Genomic DNA, 20,269 nt, shown 5'->3' on the forward strand with positions numbered 1-20,269 from the left:
TATTTTATAGCTAGTTCCTTAGCTACTCTTACGTTACTTACATCTTTAGCGCTTATTGTATAGCTCTTTTCATAATGGTCCAAACGGGTTAAAATAAGAGTTTATAGTAGTGAAGGTAAGTATGCCAGCAGCATATAGTTATGATTTAAGAAAAAAAGCAATGGAAGTGCTAGGTGTATGGTCCCAGAGTGTGATGGTGTGGATTTAGTATAAATAATTCTGGAGACTGTGTCCACTGATAACATATAAATTCATAAGGAGTAAGACCCTTAAGAGTTTTGAGTCTCTTTGCATAATTATAAGCCATAACAAAGTTATAAAGGTGTTCTTTAAGTTGCTGGTGCGATTGATAGTAATACTTCTTAACTGTAGCATCCTTTAAAGTTTTATTCATACGCTCGACTTGCCCATTCGTCCAAGGATGGCTAACTTTTGTCAAACGATGTTCAATAACATTCTCTTCGCAAACTCTATCAAATATATGTTGGAAAGCATACTTATGACGCTTCTGGTTTGTAAATTGTATACCGTTATCTGTCAAAATAGTATGGATTTTATACGGTAAAATTCTAATCAAATTACGTAAGAACTCAGCAGCTATGGGTTTTGTAGCACTGTTACGCAACTCAACATAGGTAAATTTGGATGTCCTATCAATAGCAACAAACAAATGTAATTTGCCCTCCTCAGTTCTAACTTCAGCAATATCAATATGAAAGTAACCGATAGGATATTGTTTGAATTTCTTTTTTGACTTAACTTCTCCATCAACAGTTGGTAATCTGCTAATGTTGTGTCTTTGTAAACAACGATGCAAGCTAGAGCGAGTCAAATGCGGAATTGTAGACTGCAGAGCGTAAAGGCAATCATCTAGTGGCAGTAGTGTATACTTGCGAAATGTAACTATTATAGCTTCCTCTTCTAGCGTTAAAACAGTCGATCTTGGACGCTTTGGACCCATATCAGCATCTTTCGTAAATGAACGTTTTCTCCACTTAATAATAGTTTTTGGATTAAGGTTATAATGCTTGGAGAGTTTTGCTATGCTCTCTTTTCTATTTTGTATTGCTCTACGAATCGTCTGTGTTGTTTTGGCGCACCCATGTAATATTTGTCCCATAACTCCTCCTTTGATGGTATTTTTTTCTCATATTTTATCATACCATCACACTCTGGGACTGTACACCTAGTCCATGACAAGCAACTAGTGTTGCTGTATCATTAGCTTTCAGGCATTCTTCTATTTTATCTAGCAGCGCTTCTCTGCCGACAAAGTTATAATTTCGAGTAGAGACTTGCCAAAATTCATCTAGATTTTCTTTAGGTTTGAGACTATAAAGATGTTCTATAACTTCCCTAAAATAATCGTCTTTTCTTGTTAGATAAGAAACTTTGCTACCCTGTTGTGCCCACCATTTCTCTACCTTGTCATATACACGGACAAAAACTGTATCAATATCTTCTTCCCCTGATATTTTGTATACATTTCCTATTTCTTTCTTAATAATATCATCTAATTTTGAATGATTAGGTTGATTAACTACAAACCTTATTCTAAGTAAAAAATCTTCTATTTCATCTTCACTGCCGCAACTGAAGTATTTTTTCAGTTCAGTATGATTTTTTATTTTATAGCACGTTCCTTTTTGACCTTCATAAATACTTAAAATGTTATCATTTGTTAACTTTGACTCTTCCAAATACTTCTCTAATGTCTCTATGTTACCTTGTTTTTCTGCACCTTTTTTTAAGTTCACATTAACATTAGTATGAATGACAAGTGTGATATCACTGTCGTTACACTCAGGATTTTGCTTAATCTTGAGATAAGATTCAACAAAATATTTGTTTAACCCGAAATTCTTTTTTTGTCGCTTTCTATCGTTTCCATCAACAAACAAATCTCCAAATGTAATATTCTTTGAAAGTCTAGGCTTATTGCAATGCTTAACTTGAACCAAAACAATTCTCGATTTGTTTTGATCTTCACGTTCAAAAACAATATCGTCAAAGGCTCCAAAACCTTTTACGTTTGATGTCAACCAGAAGTCACTTTCACCTCTTAACCCATGAAGTAGGTACAACATTGATAATGTTATTTCGTAATCATAACCATAAATGCCTTCTGATGTGCCATCTCTCTTCTTAAATGTAAGATTACTAAGTACTTCAGACTGTTTGTTTTCTACATTCATACCACAACTTCTTTCTATAAAAAATTATAGGTCACCAAGTGCCTAAGATAATGTAACAGATTCTTTAACATTGTAATAACGATGCCGAACAGGGTCGATTTTGTTTGCTGTCTTAAGCATAAAGATTCCCCGAATCTAATATATCATTGCTGTAGGCTGCATTTAGTAATATAATCTCATATTAAATAAGACTTTACTTAAGTTTATGCTAGATTCTCCGCTAATTTTGACAGCCATTCTTATATTTTTCATTTTTACGTTGTCATTCTTTTTTATAAGAAAGATATTTGGGTCAACAAATAAGAAGATAATAAAATCCTTTAGGAAAATTGTTCAGCAAATAAATGCATTAGAAACAGAAATGCAGAGCTTATCTGATGAGGAGCTTGCTGGTAAAACTGAAGAATTCAAACGAGAATTGAAAAATGGGAAAACGTTAAATGATCTTCTCGTACCTGCATTTGCAGTTGTGCGTGAAGCCTCTCGAAGGTTTCTTAACATGAGGCACTTTGATGTTCAACTGATTGGTGGAATGGTGCTCCACAATGGCATGATATCAGAAATGAAAACAGGAGAGGGAAAGACACTCGTTGCAACTTTAGCAGCATATCTAAATTCCTTAGAAGGGAAAGGCGTACATGTCGTAACTGTTAACGACTATCTTGCAAAACGAGACACAGAGTGGATGAGCAAATTATATAATTCTCTTGGGGTTTCTGTTGCGTTTATTACGAATAACTTGACAGATGAAGAGAGGAAAGAGGCTTACAGTGCAGATATCGTGTATTCCACAAATAACGAGCTTGCCTTTGATTACCTGCGAGACAATATGAAATTTTCTCAAGAAGACATGGTTCAGAGAGGCTTTCACTACGGAATAGTTGATGAAGTGGACTCAATACTCATTGATGAAGCTCGCACTCCGCTTATTATTTCTGGCCCGGTTGAGGAAAACAATCAGATATATAAGCATATCAATAAAATAATAGTAACCAAATTAGTTGACTCCGATTATGAAGTAGATGAAAAAGGTAGAACGGTATTCTTGACTGAAGATGGTATTTCACGAGTGGAGGAACTACTAAGGTCATACAATCTCATTCCTGAAAATTCCTCGCTCTATGATACTGACAGCATGATAATGACTCATTATATAGACCAAGCATTACGTGCACATAAGCTGTTTACTGCTGATAAAGATTATATAGTAAAGGATGGCAAGGTAGTGATTATTGATGAATTTACTGGGCGTATGATGGAGGGCAGGAGATATTCCGATGGTCTTCATCAGGCACTTGAAGCGAAGGAGAATCTTGAAATTCAGCATGAAAACCAAACTTTAGCATCGGTCACATTTCAGAATTACTTTCGTATGTACAATAAACTTTCCGGAATGACGGGAACAGCAGCAACAGAGGTAGAAGAGTTTCGTGATATATACAGATTAAATGTAGTAAAAATTCCAACCAATGTACCTGTAAAAAGAGTTGATATTGATGATGAAATTTACGGTACAGAAAAGGAAAAATTTAATGCTGTGTTGAAGTTTATAGAAGAATGCCACAAACGCCTTCAACCGGTCCTTGTTGGCACGGTGAGCATCGAAAACTCTGAGAAGCTTTCTGCGCTTTTGCAAAGCCATTCTCTTAAGCATTCAGTATTGAATGCTCGTTATCATGAACAAGAGGCGTACATAATAGCGCAAGCTGGAGTGCCAGGTAGTATCACTATAGCAACTAACATGGCAGGACGTGGAACTGATATTCAGCTTGGTGGAAATGCTGAAATGATCGCAAAGGTGGAGCTAAAGAAGATAAAAAATGCTGATGAAAGAGAAAAAAAATACCAAGAAATAGTTGAAAGAGTAAAAAAAGATAAGGAAATTGCTATAAAAGCTGGTGGTTTATGTGTGGTTGGAACCGAAAGACATGAAAGTAGGAGAATAGATGATCAATTACGCGGCCGTTCTGGTCGTCAAGGGGATCCTGGGCTTTCTAAGTTCTTTTTATCACTTGAAGATGACCTAATGAGAATATTTGGTTCTGATAGAATGAGAAGCTTTTTACAAAAAGTAGGGTTAAAGAATAACGAAGCTATTCATCATCCATGGATCAATAAGGCACTCGAGAAAGCGCAAAAGAAAGTTGAAGCTAGAAACTATGACGTGCGGAAATCTCTACTTAAGTTTGATGACGTAATCAATAACCAACGTAAAGTTATTTTTAAGCAGAGAAACAATATCTTAGGCAACGAAATTAATGATGTATTTGAAGTATATAGCGAAGTAAATGAGAGCGTAGTAGAAGGTATAATCCAAAGTGGCTATTATGAGGATTATATTGAAGATATGGTCAAAGAATTCCATACAAGGTATGGAATAACGCTTGATTTAGCAAAGTTTTTAAACAAACAAGAAGCTTTGGATTATATAAATGATAAGATACAAGAATTTTTTACTGAGAAAGAAAAATATTTCAACAGTCAGCACACTACAGATCTGTGGAATACGATCGTGAAGCAAATGATGATAATGATACTTGATCATTTATGGAGGGAACACCTTTCAGTTCTAGAGAGCCTAAGACAAAGCATAAGCTTACGTGCTATGGGGCAGAAAGACCCACTGAATGAATTTAAACGCGAAGCTTTCTTAATGTTTGAGTCAATGCTTGAAAAATGGAAGGAACTCACCATTCACCGCCTAGCGCACTTTAAGTTGGCAGACAACCAAGAGATAGGCAATAGGTTACATTCTGCGAGAAATAGCAGACTTCCCAAAGTCTCAAGAAACGACAAGTGCCCTTGTAATTCTGGAAAGAAGTACAAACACTGCCACGGCGCGGTTACTGTGGTGAATTAATAATTATGGTTGTACAGTTTGTTTATTTCCATAAACATTACTGCAGCTAACCTCACTTAGCTTACTGTTTAATGAATGCTCTGATGACTTATACGCAACCCCATAGGACATTCCACCAACTATCAGTGCAGATGCTGCAGTAATTCCAATTATTGCTAGTGCAGGTAATGCAGTGGCATAGGCAAGTACTAGTGAAACTACAACAGCAGATATAACACCCTCAGTAATTCCTGCTGTCATAGCTTTAGGTCTATGGATGCATGATGGATCTGCACTATAATTTAGTAGAAGTTTTGCTATTTCTGGATATTTACTATGCCAAGCACAACTCAAAGGGGTATATCTATTTTTATTTTGTAGATTGACATTAGCTCCATTTTTTAGTAGAAGTTTCACTATCTTTATATGCCCGTGCTCAGCAGCAATATGCAAAGGAGTCTCTTTATCTTCATCTTGTGCATTAACGTCTGCTCCCTCTTCTAGCAAAACTTCTACTACTTGTGTGTATCCATTCTCAGCAGCATAATGTAAAGGACTTCTTCCATATTTGTCCACTACATTAACATCTGCCTCTTTTTTTATAAGATGTTTTACTACCTCTATATGACCACTATAAGCAGCATAATGCAAAGGAGTCCCTTTATCTTCATCTTGTGCATTAACGTCTGCTCCTTCTTCTAGCAAAACTTCTACTACTTGTGTGTGCCCATGTCCGGCAGCATAATGCAAAGGAGTTCTTCCTTTTTTATCTCGCGCATTAACATCTGTCCTTCCTTCTTTTAGTAGGATTTCCACCATTTGTACATATCCACACTCAGCAGTATGATGCAAAGGAGTAAATCCACATCCATTTTGTACATTAGTAGCTCCTGCCCTTAACAGAAGCCTTACCATTTCTATCTTATTCCCAAGGTGAACAGCATAATCTAAGGGATTGAATCCCTTTCGGTCCTGCATGCTAACGTCTGCTTTTTCTGCAAGTAAGATTTCCGCTACTTGTGTATGTCCGTGCTGAGCAGCACAATGCAAAGGAAAGCCGTCATTAATATCAAAACTATTTGCCACCAAATGCTCTGCTAATTTTGCACAATTAAATTTAGCTGCGAATTGTAGTAAATCACCACATGGAAATTTCTTTAGATCAAAATTATTTTTTTCCCACAGTTTAAGAAATTTTTCTATAGTTCCTAAATTTCTTTCATTGGACTTAGCCTCTATTTCAGCTTTTATTTTATCGGCTATATTATCCTTGTTCAGGTTTTGGCTACAATTGACTGCTATTAGTATTTGACCTAATCCCTGCATTTTTTTCTCCAAGATATAAAATTTTATTATGGCATATGAAGTGGATTATGTCAATGAAAACCTAAGAAACTGGTTCTTCTTTTTTTCTATAGCTTTAGGTTTACCTACAATTTGAAAAACAACAAATTCGTCATTCCGCTACTCGTTAGCGCCTCGGCGGTATGATGTAGGGAAACCTTTCTTGGGTTAGCTATAAAGTTAAAATTCGACCAGGGCAGCCGCAATAAGGTAGCAAACGCCATCATGTCTTTAGGAGAGTTTGCTAATGAAGGCTCTTAAGTTGACGCCATTGCCTGAACGGATACGCCAATTTTTATGTTCATTTGTAACCGTTTATTATTTTACACCCCAGTCTTTTTCAAATATTGCTAGCCCTTGGTCAGTAAGTGGGTGATTAATTAATTGTCTAAGTACTTTTGCTGGCACAGTAATTGAATCAGCACCAAGCCTTGCAGCTTCTATTACATGCGCTGGGCTTCTCACTGATGCAACAAGAACTTTAGTATCAAAACCGTAATTAGAATATATAGTACATATATCTTCTATTAGCGATAAGCCATCATAGCTTATATCATCAAGGCGACCAACAAAGGGGGAAATAAAACAAGCACCGACCTTAGCGGCAAGCAGTGCTTGTCCAGGAGAAAAACATAATGTGATGTTAACAGGTATTTTATGCTCTGTCCATAACTTTTTACAAGAAATTAATCCTTCATGTATAAGAGGTAATTTGATCACAACATTATCAGCAATTTTTGCTAAATTCAGACCTTCTGTGATCATCTCTTCATGGCTATCTGCAACAACTTCAACACTAACAGGCCCTTTTATAATAGAGCATATTTCACGCACTAAATCCTCGTATTTATCTTTACGCCCGGACTTTGCTATTAAAGAAGGATTAGTTGTTATGCCGTCAATGAACTCCTTTAGTTCTTTAATTTCATTTAAATCAACGCTATCAAGAAAAATTTCCATATTAATCTCCTATAAAAAAAATACCCTTGCAAAATCTTGTCATCCTACCGCTTGACTTACAACCATATGAACTTCCTGCGTTGTAAACATCAAACGGCCGATAAACACAACTGTACAAATATTGAGACATAAGAGTAATTTGTACCAAGAAAAAAGATGTCATCCCAGTGCCCAGACCCCTTAGACAATGTACCATCTTTTGATTTTGTCCATTCTGGGCGGGGTTTTCAAGTTCTTTGATCTTAAATACTACATCTACTTTATCAAGATCAATGTTGACTTCTTTTACTAATGTCCTAATAAGACTACGTTTGGCTTGCCAATCTAGGTCCGATTTAACACTAGAATAAAAGCCCTTTCTCCTTTAATCTCTTTTAAACGTTCCTTCATTTTTTTTATTGCCTGCTTAAAGTCTTCCTTACTTATAGTTAGTGCATACTTTGTTGCCGTAAAAACTTCTGGTACCCAAACAATTGTAATAAGTATACACAATCTTTGTCAACTATTTTCTGCACTGGTATATAAATCCAATTCTCTTCATCTGTACTATAAATAGAGTGACCTTACCCAGAAAAAGTGGAGAGAAAGAAAGGAGTTTTTTCGGGTAAAATAAAATTTTGGAGGATTAGAAATGGCAAGAGAATATACGGCAGAATTCAAATTGGAAGCTGTTAAGATGGCAAATGAACAAAGAAAGGTAGGTCAACCAGTTGCAAAAGTAGCAAGAGATCTAGGCTCTGTGGACAAAAAATATGAAAAGAGAGAAAAAGATGGTAGTTTAGCCTAATAGGTAAAAAATGGAGAAACTACCATATGCAATATTACATCAAAGAGGAAAATTGGAAACAAATTTTAGAGTTCATAAAAAGCGTAAAAGGAATGCACAGCAAAGATGAAAAACGTTTAAGAATATTCATAGAGGCAGTGTGGTACATAGTGCGAAGTGGTTGCCAATGGAGACTTTTACCAAAAACTTATGGTAATTACAGGAGTATACATAAGCGATTTAAAAGATGGTGTGAAAGAGATGTCTGGAAAAAATTGCTTGAATATACTAAACAAGAGCCTGATTTAGAAGTTGCTATAATCGACGGTACGATCATCCGAGGCCATCCATGTTCATCTGGATATACAAAAAACTCCAAGGATCAAGAAGCTTTAGGGAGGAGCAAAGGTGGCTTTACAACTAAAATACATGCGCTTGTCGATGCACTTGGAAATCCACTTAAATTTACTCTGACTCCTGGTCAAAGAAATGAAATTACGCAGGCACAAGTGTTGACCGAAAGTATCTATAACTCTACTGTAGTAGCTGACAAGGGCTACGATAGCAATGCCTTTGTTACAAGTCTTGAAGACAAGGGATGTACAGTAGTTATTCCGCCAAAACGGAATCGAAAAGTGCAAAGGTATTACGATGAGCATATCTACAAAGAACGTCATTTGATTGAGTGTTTTTTTGGTAAAATTAAAAATTTTAGGCGCATTTTTTCCAGATTTGATAAAACTGCTGAGGTTTTTATGGGTTTTCTCAATTTTGTTGGAGCTCTTGTATGGCTTCTCTAAAATTTTGTCCACAGAGCCTAGGAATAAGGGATAGTGTATTAGGAAAATGGATGAAGAAATATAACGAAAAAAAGTCAGCGGCAAATGCATTTCCAGGTAAAGGTAATGTAGCACCTTATGACAAAGAGAGATTTGATTTACAGAAAGAGTTAGCAAAAGTAACAAGAGAAAGAGACATTTAAAAAAAAGCCCTGGGATATTTTGCCAGTCAAAAAGAGTAAAATATTTTTTCATAAAAGAGCATAGTAAACACTATAAAGTGCAGGAATTATGTAGGGTTTTGAATGTATCTGCTAGTGGCTACTATAAGTGGACTACAAGAAAAATAAGCAGTAGAGAATCAGCAAATAAAGAGTTATTAGCAGATATTCAAAAAATATATCAAGCTTCTAAATGTAGATATGGAGCTCCTAAAATTCATGCTGAATTAAAGGCTTTGGGTAAAAGTTGCAACTTAAAAACAGTGCAAAGTATTATGCAGAAAAATGGTATTCAGGCTATATTGAGAAGAAAATTTAAAATTAAGAAACAACAAACGGACAGTAGAGTCGTAGCTCCCAATATATTAGACCAAAACTTTATTGTCGATCAACCAAATAAAGTATGGGTAACTGATATTACTTATATAAAAACCAAAGAAGGATGGCTATATTTGGCAACAATAATCGATCTATATTCACGCATGGTAGTTGGCTGGTCAATGAGCAGTTCAATAAATAAACAATTGGTTATGGACTCTTTATTAATGGCCGTTAACAAGCGTAAACCTGCCAAAAATCTACTATTACATAGTGATCAAGGTTCACAATATACTTCGCAAGGTTATCAATATCTCTTATCCATAAAAAACATAGTACCTAGCATGAGTCATAAAGGTTGTTGTTACGACAATTCTGTTGTGGAAAGCTTCTTCAGTTCTCTAAAAAGGGAGTTACCAATAGACACCTCTCGGCACTCTAAACAGCATATCAAAACTGCTATATTTGAATATATAGAAATTTTTTATAACAAACAACGTCACTATTAACTATTGCATTCCTGAGCATTTTGATTCATCATTCTCTTTGTGAAAAACATTCCAAACTTTCTCTCCACTTTTTCTGGGTAAGGTCAGTCTTTAGGCACCCAAACAAAGGGAAATGCTGGATAAAAAGAAAATACTTTAAAAAGTATAATAACGATAACTGGCGTTTTATGACAAGTAACAAGATACATCTTATTATACACAGCGATCATGATATTAAACGACATATCAAAGTGCAAAAAACCAGATCTCCATATGATGGTGATTGGGTATATTGGGGTAAACGTCTGAGAAAAATACCAGATAAGCCATTAAGAGTAATAAAACTATTGAAGTTACAACAAAGTAAATGTGATAATTGTAGACTATGGTTTAAAAGTGATGATACAATAGAAATACATCACAAAGACCGGAATAGACGAAACAATATGATCAAAAACTTATCTTTGTTACATGGACATTGTCACGATGAATTACACAGGAAGTGTGCATGAAAAGCACCAAATTGGAGAGAAGCCGTATGAGGCGCAAAGTCTCACGTACGGTTTTGAAGTCGAGTGAGGAGGGGCGACCTTCTTCACTTAGACAACAATATGCAGATGAAACTACGGAAGAAGACTTAAGGAAAATAGCAGAAAAAGCACCAATAATAAAGTTAGCCTACGATGAATTACACAGGTTTAGCTGGAATGAAAAAGATTTAGTAGCATATGAAGAAAGAATAATGGATCTACGTAAGGAAGAAGCCATTCTTGAATACAGACTTGATCTTGCTACTGAAAAAGGCATCCAAATTGGCGAAGAAAGAGGCATCAAAATCGGTAAAGAGGAAGGGAAAATTGAAGGAAAAATTGAAGTAGCAAAAGCAATGCTGGCTAATAATGTTGATGTTAACACTATTGTCAAATTTACTGGCCTTTCTATTAGTGAGATTGAAGAATTAAGTGTGAACGGTTACTCAAAAGCTGGATTCCAGACTGGAATGACACCATTTGTTGTAAACTCACTTCTTCTTGATTTTTTGGTTTATCTTGTCTACCTATTTTGCCACTCTGCTGAACAGATACACTCAACTAATGGTCAATACATCTTCTATTAAAAATTGTACAAATTCATTGCCATTCCAGTAATTCATAGAGATTTTACCCAAAATAGCTTTAACATTACCCTGCATGATAGCAGAGCCAAGATGAGTATTTGCAGAACGAAATGCAATAGCTCTTACCATAACATTATCATCAGCAATAAAACATTTTATATGGTCAACTCCTATAACTTCAGGCTTTCTTATCTTTGCTCCTTGGATAATAAACCTTGGTTCAGGATTTCCAACTCCAAATGGTCCCAAGCGTTGCAATTGATTCCATAAAGACAAATTTATTGCTTTAGCAGTTACTATACTATCAGCTTTTAAAGTTTTCTCATTTATAGAGTTTGAAAATCTTTCAGTAAAAAAATCATGCAAATCATTTATTTTGTCTTCTTTAATTGAAAATCCTGCCGCCATACTATGGCCACCACCTTCAATAATCAAATTTATAAACTTTGCGGAAAGGACTGCAGCACCGATATCAACTCCCAAAATTGATCTACAGCTTGCTTTTCCTATTCCATTATTTAAAGATATCACTACTGTTGGCAAGTGAAACTGCTCCTTTAGCCTTGATGCAATTATACCAATTATTCCCTGGTGCCAATTGCCACTTATCATTATAAAATTCGCACCTGATTGGGCAGACTTTTCCGCTTGTGCTGTAGCTTCCAAGAGAGCCTCATTTTCTAACACTTTTCTTGCATTATTCAAATCTATTAATTTTAGCGCGATTGAATGTGCCTCTTCATCATCATCGGTGGAAAGCAACCTTGCACCAAGCGATGCTTCTCCAATTCTTCCTCCAGCATTTATGCATGGCCCAATACTAAACCCTAATCGAGAAACACTTGGTTTTTCAAGGATTCCCAAAGCATCAAATAAAACACGCAAGCCAACGTTTTTTCTTGTTGACATAACTTTTAATCCTTGTGAGACAAGTGCTCTATTGAGGCCTGTGATCTGCATAACATCACAGACAGTTCCCAGGGCAACCAAATCCAATAGATCAAATAAATCTGGTTCTTTTTTGTTGGTAAAAAATCCTTGCTCACGTAGGCTTTTATTAAGAGCAACAATTAGCAGAAATGACACTCCAACTGCTGCTAGGTTATTATAAGGAGAGCTCTCATCAAGGCGGTTTGGATTCACAACTGCTACGGCGCTTGGTAATTTTTCCGTACCAAGGTGATGGTCAACAACTATAATATCAAGACTAAAAGCCTTTGCATCTTCTATTGGTTGATATGCAAGCGTACCACAATCAACGGAAATACATAAATCAATTCCATTCTTTTTAAGTTGTAATAAAGCATCTGTGTTTAATCCATAGCCCTCATCAACACGATCTGGAATGTAGATTATAGAGTGTATATCGATTGCTCTCAGGTACCTGTTAATCAATGCTGACGACGTTGCACCATCAACATCATAGTCACCAAATATTGCAAGGTTTTCATTATTTTTTATTGCCCGTATTATACGAGAAACAGCTTTATCCATATCAAGAAGGTGAAAGGGATCTGGTAATAGCGATCTGATTAGTGGATATAAGAAGTCGCTTGCATTTTCTATGTTAACACCACGAGTAACCAATATTCTTGCTAATATTTCTGGTAACTCAAATCTCTGTGTAAGAGTTAAGATTTGCCTTTGATCTGCTTCTTGCAACTTCCACAATGCATTTGTTATGCTGCGCTTTTCAATTTCAAGTAGCATATTCTTTCTTTGTAAATAAAACTACTTTACCAGAATTTTTAAGCTTGTTCTATAATTGTATTAGACTTCTGCATAACCTAAACTAAGTAGAAAAAAGGTATCATCTAAGTAGCTGACACTGGTCTCCATCCAAGAGGGCAGTAGCCCCTTCGGTGTCATTCCAGCGCGTGACCAGGTCTTTTTAGCTATCATAGGATGACAGAAGCAGACACTCCACTTTGTCGTTCCAGTGCCTTGACTATTCGGATCCAGGAAAAAGAATGGTGTCATTCCAGTGCCCCTATGATGTCATCCAAGTAGCCTCCCTCTCCTGTCATCCCAGTGCTCCTTTTTTTGTCATCCCAGTGCTTGACACTGGGATCCAGGAATTTTATTAAGTTGGTAAGCATAAAAGTGTTATGTAAAATACAACGTTCTTGATGGGATTGCGTGAAATGCTGGATCCCAGTGTCTGGGCACTGGGATGACAAAGGAGGACAGTGTCAGCTACTCGGATGACAAAAAAAGGAGCACTGGAATGACAGCAGTCCTACTCATACCGCCGCGGTATCTCTAGGCTCTGTGGACAAAATTTTAGAGAAGCCATACAAGAGCTCCAACAAAATTGAGAAAACCCATAAAAACCTCAGCAGTTTTATCAAATCTGGAAAAAATGCGCCTAAAATTTTTAATTTTACCAAAAAAACACTCAATCAAATGACGTTCTTTGTAGATATGCTCATCGTAATACCTTTGCACTTTTCGATTCCGTTTTGGCGGAATAACTACTGTACATCCCTTGTCTTCAAGACTTGTAACAAAGGCATTGCTATCGTAGCCCTTGTCAGCTACTACAGTAGAGTTATAGATACTTTCGGTCAACACTTGTGCCTGCGTAATTTCATTTCTTTGACCAGGAGTCAGAGTAAATTTAAGTGGATTTCCAAGTGCATCGACAAGCGCATGTATTTTAGTTGTAAAGCCACCTTTGCTCCTCCCTAAAGCTTCTTGATCCTTGGAGTTTTTTGTATATCCAGATGAACATGGATGGCCTCGGATGATCGTACCGTCGATTATAGCAACTTCTAAATCAGGCTCTTGTTTAGTATATTCAAGCAATTTTTTCCAGACATCTCTTTCACACCATCTTTTAAATCGCTTATGTATACTCCTGTAATTACCATAAGTTTTTGGTAAAAGTCTCCATTGGCAACCACTTCGCACTATGTACCACACTGCCTCTATGAATATTCTTAAACGTTTTTCATTTTTGCTGTGCATTCCTTTTACGCTTTTTATGAACTCTAAAATTTGTTTCCAATTTTCCTCTTTGATGTAATATTGCATATGGTAGTTTCTCCATTTTTTACCTATTAGGCTAAACTACCATCTTTTTCTCTCTTTTCATATTTTTTGTCCACAGAGCCTAGATCCCGCTAACAAGTAGCGGGATGACGATTGTCGTTTAGCCATAAATATTAAGAAATTTACCAAATAAAAAAAAAGGCAAAAGAAGCCCCGTGGTGGTTGGCTATTTACTATGTACTAAAATATCGGCGTTTTTTTTATTCTAAAACGCTTGATTAAGAGCGATTTAGCTGCTTTTAACTTGCAACTAACCTACACCGCAAGCGTTTAAGAAATTTACTAAGCAGGAAAAAAGGCAAAAAAACCCCGTAGTAGCTAGCATTCAAATTCTCCCTTGTCAATTTGACGTTTTTTGCTGTCTTAAACAGCGCGTTTCGGCTTATATAGGTAAAAACCTAAAAATTTTTAAAGACATGCGATGCACGTAGTGCGAAAAATTAAACATGAGACGCCAAATACCCTAAGTTTTTTGTCATTAACCTGCACAGATTGCGAAGATAAATAAATAGCTTCAGTTTCATGATAAAGGGGCTGGCGGAGGGTGTCAAGCAAGTTTTTCGTTTCTATGGGTCAGTTGGTACGCGCTTTACCTTTTAACAGATGTAAAAGCACAATTATTACGAACAACATTCCACCAACAACTGATATAGCGCCACCTATAATGAAGCACGTGCGTGCTAACATTGACGAAATGCTTGGCAGATCTGCAACCTTCCTTAAAGCACTATACCCACCAAGCCAAACAAGGCCAGTAATATGGAGAAAATGCCCTATACTGTAGGCATAAATCTGTAATCTTACCATGGAGTTTTTTACCTCTTTAAAGTTTAATTTGGGTAACAGCCAATAAATGAAATTCATAAAAGCTATAGTGATCCCAACTACAGAACCATGGTAATGAGCAGGAATCGTGACATCAACTATGTTTTTTAAAAATTTTTTTATTTGTGTAATTTTGCAAATTATATGGGCAATAAAAACCCGTTTGTCATAGAAATAGAATTTTATATCAAACAGCTACCACAGCAATTTCTGCTTAAGCTAATGAATATGTGCTTTAAGTCTGTGTGGACGCACATATTCATTAGCCGATTTCAGTTACCGTTGTGAAGATTTTTAAGTATGCAAATTAATTGCTTCTTTAAGTCTTGTATTAGCAATTACTATAATTTTAAGCATTAGGGCTGTTATAGCCACCATCTTCTTCTTACCACTTTCAACAAGCTTAGAATAAAAGGCGCCAAGTATAGATTTTGACCTTGTAGCAGCCATAGCGGCTGTAAAGAGCTTTGAACGAACGTTACTTCTACCACCTGTAATCCTTCGGTAACCAACAGCTTTACCACTTTCTTTTGGATGCGGTGCAACTCCGGCAAGACTTGCTACTTCTTTTCTGTTTAAGTAACCAAGCTCTGGCATTAAACACAAAAAATCTTGTGATAACTTTTTACCTATTCCAGGAACTGTTTTAAGAATTTTTTGGCGTTGTTGTAATTCGCGGCTTTCATCAATAATCTTTTGTATAGTATCATTGAGTTCGTTTATTTGACTATCGAAAAACTCAATGGTCTTTTGACAGCTTTCTTTTATATGATCATTTTCCGGTGCTTCAAGTCTGCATTTTTCTTGAGTTCTCATTTGCGTAATATCATCACGACGTTGACAAAGTGCAGCCAAAGTTGATTGTTCTGTAGAGGTAGGTACAAATAGAGAGATAGTTCTATGGCGTTCAAATCCATATTGAGCAAGAGCTCTTGCATCTGATCTATCAGACTTTGCTAAAGTTCCGTGAGATAAAATAAAGCTTTTTACTTTACGAGTATTAGCTCGATGCACGGCAATATTTTTGTCGGTAAGAAAATGTGATAAGCCAAGCTCATATTTCCCTGTATTTTCTAAAGTCACTAAAGCATTAGGTAGAATATCTGAAAACTCTTGAAATAATTGTTGCCAACCAGAAGCATTATTATCAAATTCGACAGCATTCTTCTGTTTGTGAATTGCAACGACATTTTTAAATTTTCCGATGTCAATGCCAATAAAATTTTGATAAGATGTAACCATAATAAACCTCGATAGTTTTAGTTAATTTAAGATTGTAAACGGGTGCATATATATGTCCCAAGCAACTATTCAAACGTATCGAGAGATAGGGCTAGCGTACCTTGATACCAACGGTTGTAATACCAATTTCCTTTCGGTCGCGCACGCCCGTGATAGCCCTATTCCTAGGTGTATGGTCCCAGAGTGTGATGGTGTGGATTTAGTATAAATAATTCTGGAGACTGTGTCCACTGATAACATATAAATTCATAAGGAGTAAGACCCTTAAGAGTTTTGAGTCTCTTTGCATAATTATAAGCCATAACAAAGTTATAAAGGTGTTCTTTAAGTTGCTGGTGCGATTGATAGTAATACTTCTTAACTGTAGCATCCTTTAAAGTTTTATTCATACGCTCGACTTGCCCATTCGTCCAAGGATGGCTAACTTTTGTCAAACGATGTTCAATAACATTCTCTTCGCAAACTCTATCAAATATATGTTGGAAAGCATACTTATGACGCTTCTGGTTTGTAAATTGTATACCGTTATCTGTCAAAATAGTATGGATTTTATACGGTAAAATTCTAATCAAATTACGTAAGAACTCAGCAGCTATGGGTTTTGTAGCACTGTTACGCAACTCAACATAGGTAAATTTGGATGTCCTATCAATAGCAACAAACAAATGTAATTTGCCCTCCTCAGTTCTAACTTCAGCAATATCAATATGAAAGTAACCGATAGGATATTGTTTGAATTTCTTTTTTGACTTAACTTCTCCATCAACAGTTGGTAATCTGCTAATGTTGTGTCTTTGTAAACAACGATGCAAGCTAGAGCGAGTCAAATGCGGAATTGTAGACTGCAGAGCGTAAAGGCAATCATCTAGTGGCAGTAGTGTATACTTGCGAAATGTAACTATTATAGCTTCCTCTTCTAGCGTTAAAACAGTCGATCTTGGACGCTTTGGACCCATATCAGCATCTTTCGTAAATGAACGTTTTCTCCACTTAATAATAGTTTTTGGATTAAGGTTATAATGCTTGGAGAGTTTTGCTATGCTCTCTTTTCTATTTTGTATTGCTCTACGAATCGTCTGTGTTGTTTTGGCGCACCCATGTAATATTTGTCCCATAACTCCTCCTTTGATGGTATTTTTTTCTCATATTTTATCATACCATCACACTCTGGGACTGTACACCTAGTGAGCAGGGTTATCTTTCTCTCTTATCTCTTTTATATCACGTTTTTAACTTACAATTCCTTCAATAGTCAACACTCCGAGCACATCTCCATAAGTGAACAACAAAAATGAATGTAATAAATAGTTGCTTTTATCATTAATAAAAGTTCTGATGTTGTAGCACACTAATATTATCAAAAAGCACGGCAAAACTGCTCCAGCAATCCTCATATGCCAAGTAAAAAACTGTATTAACTTGGCACTATCAACTGGATAAACAAAATATACAAACGGTGCGCCTACAGCTAAAATCGTGTTTATAAATAGTGGTAAAATAGTAATTTTACTGTTTGAAATTAAACTAACATCACTGATCATTAAATAGACTAAAAACATTCCTTGAGTAAAAGCAAACTGCAATAAATGTCCGCCTCCCCAAAAGAGATATTCGTAAAATAAATTATTATCTGAGTGATATAGACCTGGAGGCATATTATTATATGCTAAAACAAAGCAAAGAAATGACGATACAAGTATAATAACTAGCCCAATTTGCCCAACAGAGAGAAATGAAACCTCTTTTTTTGATGTGTATGCTAGCATTGTATTTACTAATATACTGGCAATAAATAAACTGAGTCCAAGTAAAAATAATTTGTTTTGTAATACGGGAATATAGTTACTTTTGATAACTTCAGTATTTGGAACGAATGCGGATATAAACATGAGCAGCATCGAAAGGGTTGATAGAACCCATGAAAAGTTAAACCAACTATTGGTATTTTGTAGGTTTATGATAAAGAGCAGAGATATTATAGAGCACATCCACACTAAAATTGACAAGTTCACGTGTATCACCAGCGCATTATCAAAAATATATTGTGCAGAAGGAACAAGAGAGGAGATAAAAGGCAATCGTAGAAAAATAACAATTATTGACAGTAAACCAGAGCAAGCAAGAGCACATACTGCTAGGAATATCCATCTTTTACAAAGTAGAGCATTGTCTTGTATGTTAAGCACAATCTTTTTTCTCAATTTTGTTCAATACAATATATAACACTGCAATAATACCTAAAACATAGCAATAGTATACGTGTAGCATGACTGCCAAAGGTGAAACTCCAGCAATAGTGCTAGCCAAAAGCAATTGAGCGCCATACGGTATTAATCCTTGAAATACACAAGAAAATATGCCTAGCCATGCTGCACTATAGTGAGGCGGTATTTCATATTTCTTAGCAATATCTCTAGCAATTTCACCACTAAAAATTATAGCGATGGTGTTATTTGCAAGTAAAATATCAAATATGCTGACTATTTTTGCAATAAATAATTGCGCAGTTTTTTGTCCACCACGTTGTATCATAACCCAAGATGAAAGTTTATCTGCAAGCTCCTTAGAATTTTTACCTACTAGTCCTGAAAGTCCGCCAACCATCAATGACAGTAGCATAATTTCATGCATACTCATAAACCCTTTGGTGATGTTTTGGCTTAAAAACAATAAACCATGATTGTTGTTATTTATAAATCCAATAATTCCAGCAAAAGTTATGCTTAAAACCAATGCCGTAAATACATTGATTCCAAAGTTTGCAAGCAATATAAGTATGATGTAAGGAGCCACAAGCAATAAAGAATACTCCTTAACTGAAATAGCAGCACTATTGCTTGAGCTATAAAATAATATAATTATTGTGAATATAGAAGCAATTAGTGCCACTTTTGCATTCAGTTTTAATTTTTTCTTTATATCAGCCTTTTGAGACATCACAGATGCAATTGTAGTATCAGAGATAATAGATAAATTGTCGCCAAACATTGCTCCTCCTACAACAGTTGCAACTCCTAAGGAAGGAGAAATCCCAGCTTGTGTCAGTTCAACTGCAATAGGAGCAATTGTTGCAATGGTACCCATCGATGTACCAATAGCAGTGGAGATGAAAGCTGCTACAAAAAATAATCCTATGAGTAAAAATTGTGTTGGTATAAATGAAAGAGCCAAATTAACTGTTGCATCAGCACTACCGATTGCTTTAGTTACTTCACTGAATGCACCTGCAAGTAAAAAAATGATGCACATAGTGATAATATTACGATCTCTTACCCCATCTAGAAAGGCATACATTTTTTCTTCAGTATTGCCCTTGTATAAAACCCAACCCAGAGCTATGGCAGGAACAATGGCTACCAGTGGAGATAACTGATAAAAAGCATTTGACACGCCAAGAACAGTAAAATATATACCACTCCCTACAAAAAGAAATAGGAACAGTAAAATAGGCAAAAAATTTGTAAGATAAAACATACCTCAGCTCTGATAAATGCAAATCAACTATGATATAATTTATATTATTATAAACCACAGTTAGCACCTTGACCAATGTTTTTCTAGAAAGCAATCTACCAGAAAAGGTTTCCATGAAAAGGACTATTATAATATAGTTGTTATCGTCTTTTCATAGGACTTTGATGGAAAATATTCGCTATGGAAAAACAGATGCTAGCGATGATGAAGTAATTGAAGCGGCAAAAAAAGCACATGCTCATGAGTTTATTTCAAAATTACCCCAAGGTTATGAGTCACTCGTTGGAGAAAGAGGTGTAAAACTTTCAGGAGGACAGAGGCAGCGTATTGCAATCGCAAGAGCTATTTTAAAAGATGCTCCTATATTAATTCTGGATGAAGCAACTTCACAACTTGATTCTGTGACTGAAAGTAATATTCAAGAATCTCTATGGGAGTTAATGCAAGGTAAAACTACAATAGTAATAGCCCACTGCCTGTCTACACTTTTGCATATGGATCGCATTTTAGTGTTTGATCAAGGCAAGATCTTAGAAGATGGCACTCATCAAGAGCTTCTTGATAAAAATGAAATGTATAAAACCCTGTGGGATGCACAAGTTGGTGGGTTTTTGCCGGACAAAAGAGAAATGGAGATTGTATAATAT

The 20,269-nt window shown here is 35.9% G+C and carries 12 protein-coding genes and 5 pseudogenes; 6 read left to right on the forward strand and 11 right to left on the reverse strand.

What is annotated here, in order from left to right; genetic code table 11:
* Positions 1–169: 169 nt before the first annotated feature.
* Together OOK85_RS03905 and OOK85_RS03910 are read right to left on the reverse strand one after the other, a co-directional pair.
* Positions 170–1,120, reverse strand: a complete 951-nt coding sequence (locus OOK85_RS03905; protein ID WP_264702189.1) for an IS481 family transposase — start codon at positions 1,118–1,120, stop codon at positions 170–172.
* Positions 1,121–1,157: 37 nt separating this feature from the next.
* A complete protein-coding gene (locus tag OOK85_RS03910; RefSeq protein ID WP_264702192.1) occupies positions 1,158–2,195 on the reverse strand; it encodes a hypothetical protein in 1,038 nt (345 codons plus the stop codon).
* A gap of 205 nt (positions 2,196–2,400) precedes the next feature.
* On the opposite strand from OOK85_RS03910, the gene secA reads away from it, so the two are divergent.
* Positions 2,401–5,055 carry a preprotein translocase subunit SecA gene (gene secA / locus OOK85_RS03915; RefSeq protein ID WP_264702194.1) on the forward strand — a complete coding sequence of 885 codons (2,655 nt, stop codon included), beginning with the start codon at positions 2,401–2,403 and terminating at the stop codon, positions 5,053–5,055.
* Between the two features lie 3 nt (positions 5,056–5,058).
* Here the strand turns inward: secA and OOK85_RS03920 are convergent, their stop codons facing one another.
* Together OOK85_RS03920 and fsa are read right to left on the reverse strand one after the other, a co-directional pair.
* Positions 5,059–6,360 (reverse strand): ankyrin repeat domain-containing protein, encoded by a 1,302-nt coding sequence (locus OOK85_RS03920; protein ID WP_264702196.1) that lies wholly within the window; start codon positions 6,358–6,360, stop codon positions 5,059–5,061.
* Between the two features lie 336 nt (positions 6,361–6,696).
* Positions 6,697–7,338 (reverse strand): fructose-6-phosphate aldolase, encoded by a 642-nt coding sequence (fsa, locus tag OOK85_RS03925; RefSeq protein WP_155968460.1) that lies wholly within the window; start codon positions 7,336–7,338, stop codon positions 6,697–6,699.
* A gap of 631 nt (positions 7,339–7,969) precedes the next feature.
* Between fsa and OOK85_RS03930 the strand changes: the two genes are divergently transcribed.
* The 4 genes and pseudogenes from OOK85_RS03930 to OOK85_RS03950 all read left to right on the forward strand — a co-directional run.
* Positions 7,970–8,125: a hypothetical protein gene (locus tag OOK85_RS03930; protein WP_264702199.1), complete on the forward strand. Its 156-nt coding sequence runs from the start codon at positions 7,970–7,972 to the stop codon at positions 8,123–8,125.
* 26 nt (positions 8,126–8,151) lie between these two features.
* Complete coding sequence (locus OOK85_RS03935) at positions 8,152–8,904, forward strand: IS5 family transposase (protein WP_264702164.1); 753 nt, start codon at positions 8,152–8,154, stop codon at positions 8,902–8,904.
* Positions 8,905–8,915: 11 nt separating this feature from the next.
* Positions 8,916–9,974 (forward strand): annotated as a pseudogene (locus OOK85_RS03945) (IS3 family transposase); the annotation flags it as partial.
* A gap of 543 nt (positions 9,975–10,517) precedes the next feature.
* A pseudogene (locus OOK85_RS03950) lies at positions 10,518–10,886 on the forward strand (nuclease/transposase family protein); the annotation flags it as partial.
* A 111-nt stretch (positions 10,887–10,997) separates the two neighbouring features.
* On the opposite strand, the gene recJ reads toward OOK85_RS03950, so the two are convergent.
* The 7 genes and pseudogenes from recJ to OOK85_RS03985 form a co-directional block, all read right to left on the reverse strand.
* Positions 10,998–12,737 (reverse strand): single-stranded-DNA-specific exonuclease RecJ, encoded by a 1,740-nt coding sequence (gene recJ, locus OOK85_RS03955; RefSeq protein ID WP_264702203.1) that lies wholly within the window; start codon positions 12,735–12,737, stop codon positions 10,998–11,000.
* Between the two features lie 573 nt (positions 12,738–13,310).
* Positions 13,311–14,063, reverse strand: coding sequence for an IS5 family transposase (locus OOK85_RS03960; protein ID WP_264702205.1), 753 nt, complete (start codon positions 14,061–14,063; stop codon positions 13,311–13,313).
* A 591-nt stretch (positions 14,064–14,654) separates the two neighbouring features.
* Positions 14,655–15,002: pseudogene (locus tag OOK85_RS03965) on the reverse strand (cbb3-type cytochrome c oxidase subunit I); the annotation flags it as partial.
* Positions 15,003–15,200: 198 nt separating this feature from the next.
* Entirely contained in the window at positions 15,201–16,148 is a 948-nt protein-coding gene (locus tag OOK85_RS03970; RefSeq protein WP_264702207.1) for an IS110 family RNA-guided transposase, read from the reverse strand.
* A 164-nt stretch (positions 16,149–16,312) separates the two neighbouring features.
* The gene (locus OOK85_RS03975; protein WP_264702189.1) at positions 16,313–17,263 is read right to left on the reverse strand and encodes an IS481 family transposase; all 951 of its coding nucleotides are present in this window, start codon (positions 17,261–17,263) and stop codon (positions 16,313–16,315) included.
* Positions 17,264–17,380: 117 nt separating this feature from the next.
* Positions 17,381–18,334: pseudogene (locus tag OOK85_RS03980) on the reverse strand (cbb3-type cytochrome c oxidase subunit I); the annotation flags it as partial.
* Positions 18,327–19,622, reverse strand: coding sequence for a Na+/H+ antiporter NhaC family protein (locus tag OOK85_RS03985; RefSeq protein WP_264702210.1), 1,296 nt, complete (start codon positions 19,620–19,622; stop codon positions 18,327–18,329). The gene OOK85_RS03985 and the pseudogene OOK85_RS03980, both read right to left, overlap by 8 nt.
* Before the next feature lie 149 nt (positions 19,623–19,771).
* Here OOK85_RS03985 and OOK85_RS03990 point away from each other — a divergent pair.
* Positions 19,772–20,266 (forward strand): annotated as a pseudogene (locus OOK85_RS03990) (ABC transporter ATP-binding protein); the annotation flags it as partial.
* Positions 20,267–20,269: the final 3 nt, after the last annotated feature.

Origin of the sequence: Wolbachia endosymbiont (group A) of Volucella inflata, from assembly GCF_947250665.1 — a bacterium.
Taxonomy (GTDB): domain Bacteria; phylum Pseudomonadota; class Alphaproteobacteria; order Rickettsiales; family Anaplasmataceae; genus Wolbachia; species Wolbachia pipientis.

Excerpts from the sequence above, each read along its gene's own strand:
- OOK85_RS03920 (WP_264702196.1), bottom strand. The coding sequence starts at position 6,360 with ATGCAGGGATTAGGTCAAATACTAATAGCAGTCAATTGTAGCCAAAAC.
- recJ (WP_264702203.1), bottom strand. The coding sequence starts at position 12,737 with ATGCTACTTGAAATTGAAAAGCGCAGCATAACAAATGCATTGTGGAAG.
- secA (WP_264702194.1), top strand. The coding sequence starts at position 2,401 with ATGCTAGATTCTCCGCTAATTTTGACAGCCATTCTTATATTTTTCATT.
- OOK85_RS03985 (WP_264702210.1), bottom strand. The coding sequence starts at position 19,622 with ATGTTTTATCTTACAAATTTTTTGCCTATTTTACTGTTCCTATTTCTT.
- OOK85_RS03910 (WP_264702192.1), bottom strand. The coding sequence starts at position 2,195 with ATGAATGTAGAAAACAAACAGTCTGAAGTACTTAGTAATCTTACATTT.
- fsa (WP_155968460.1), bottom strand. The coding sequence starts at position 7,338 with ATGGAAATTTTTCTTGATAGCGTTGATTTAAATGAAATTAAAGAACTA.
- OOK85_RS03935 (WP_264702164.1), top strand. The coding sequence starts at position 8,152 with ATGCAATATTACATCAAAGAGGAAAATTGGAAACAAATTTTAGAGTTC.
- OOK85_RS03930 (WP_264702199.1), top strand. The coding sequence starts at position 7,970 with ATGGCAAGAGAATATACGGCAGAATTCAAATTGGAAGCTGTTAAGATG.
- OOK85_RS03970 (WP_264702207.1), bottom strand. The coding sequence starts at position 16,148 with ATGGTTACATCTTATCAAAATTTTATTGGCATTGACATCGGAAAATTT.
- OOK85_RS03905 (WP_264702189.1), bottom strand. The coding sequence starts at position 1,120 with ATGGGACAAATATTACATGGGTGCGCCAAAACAACACAGACGATTCGT.
- OOK85_RS03960 (WP_264702205.1), bottom strand. The coding sequence starts at position 14,063 with ATGCAATATTACATCAAAGAGGAAAATTGGAAACAAATTTTAGAGTTC.
- OOK85_RS03975 (WP_264702189.1), bottom strand. The coding sequence starts at position 17,263 with ATGGGACAAATATTACATGGGTGCGCCAAAACAACACAGACGATTCGT.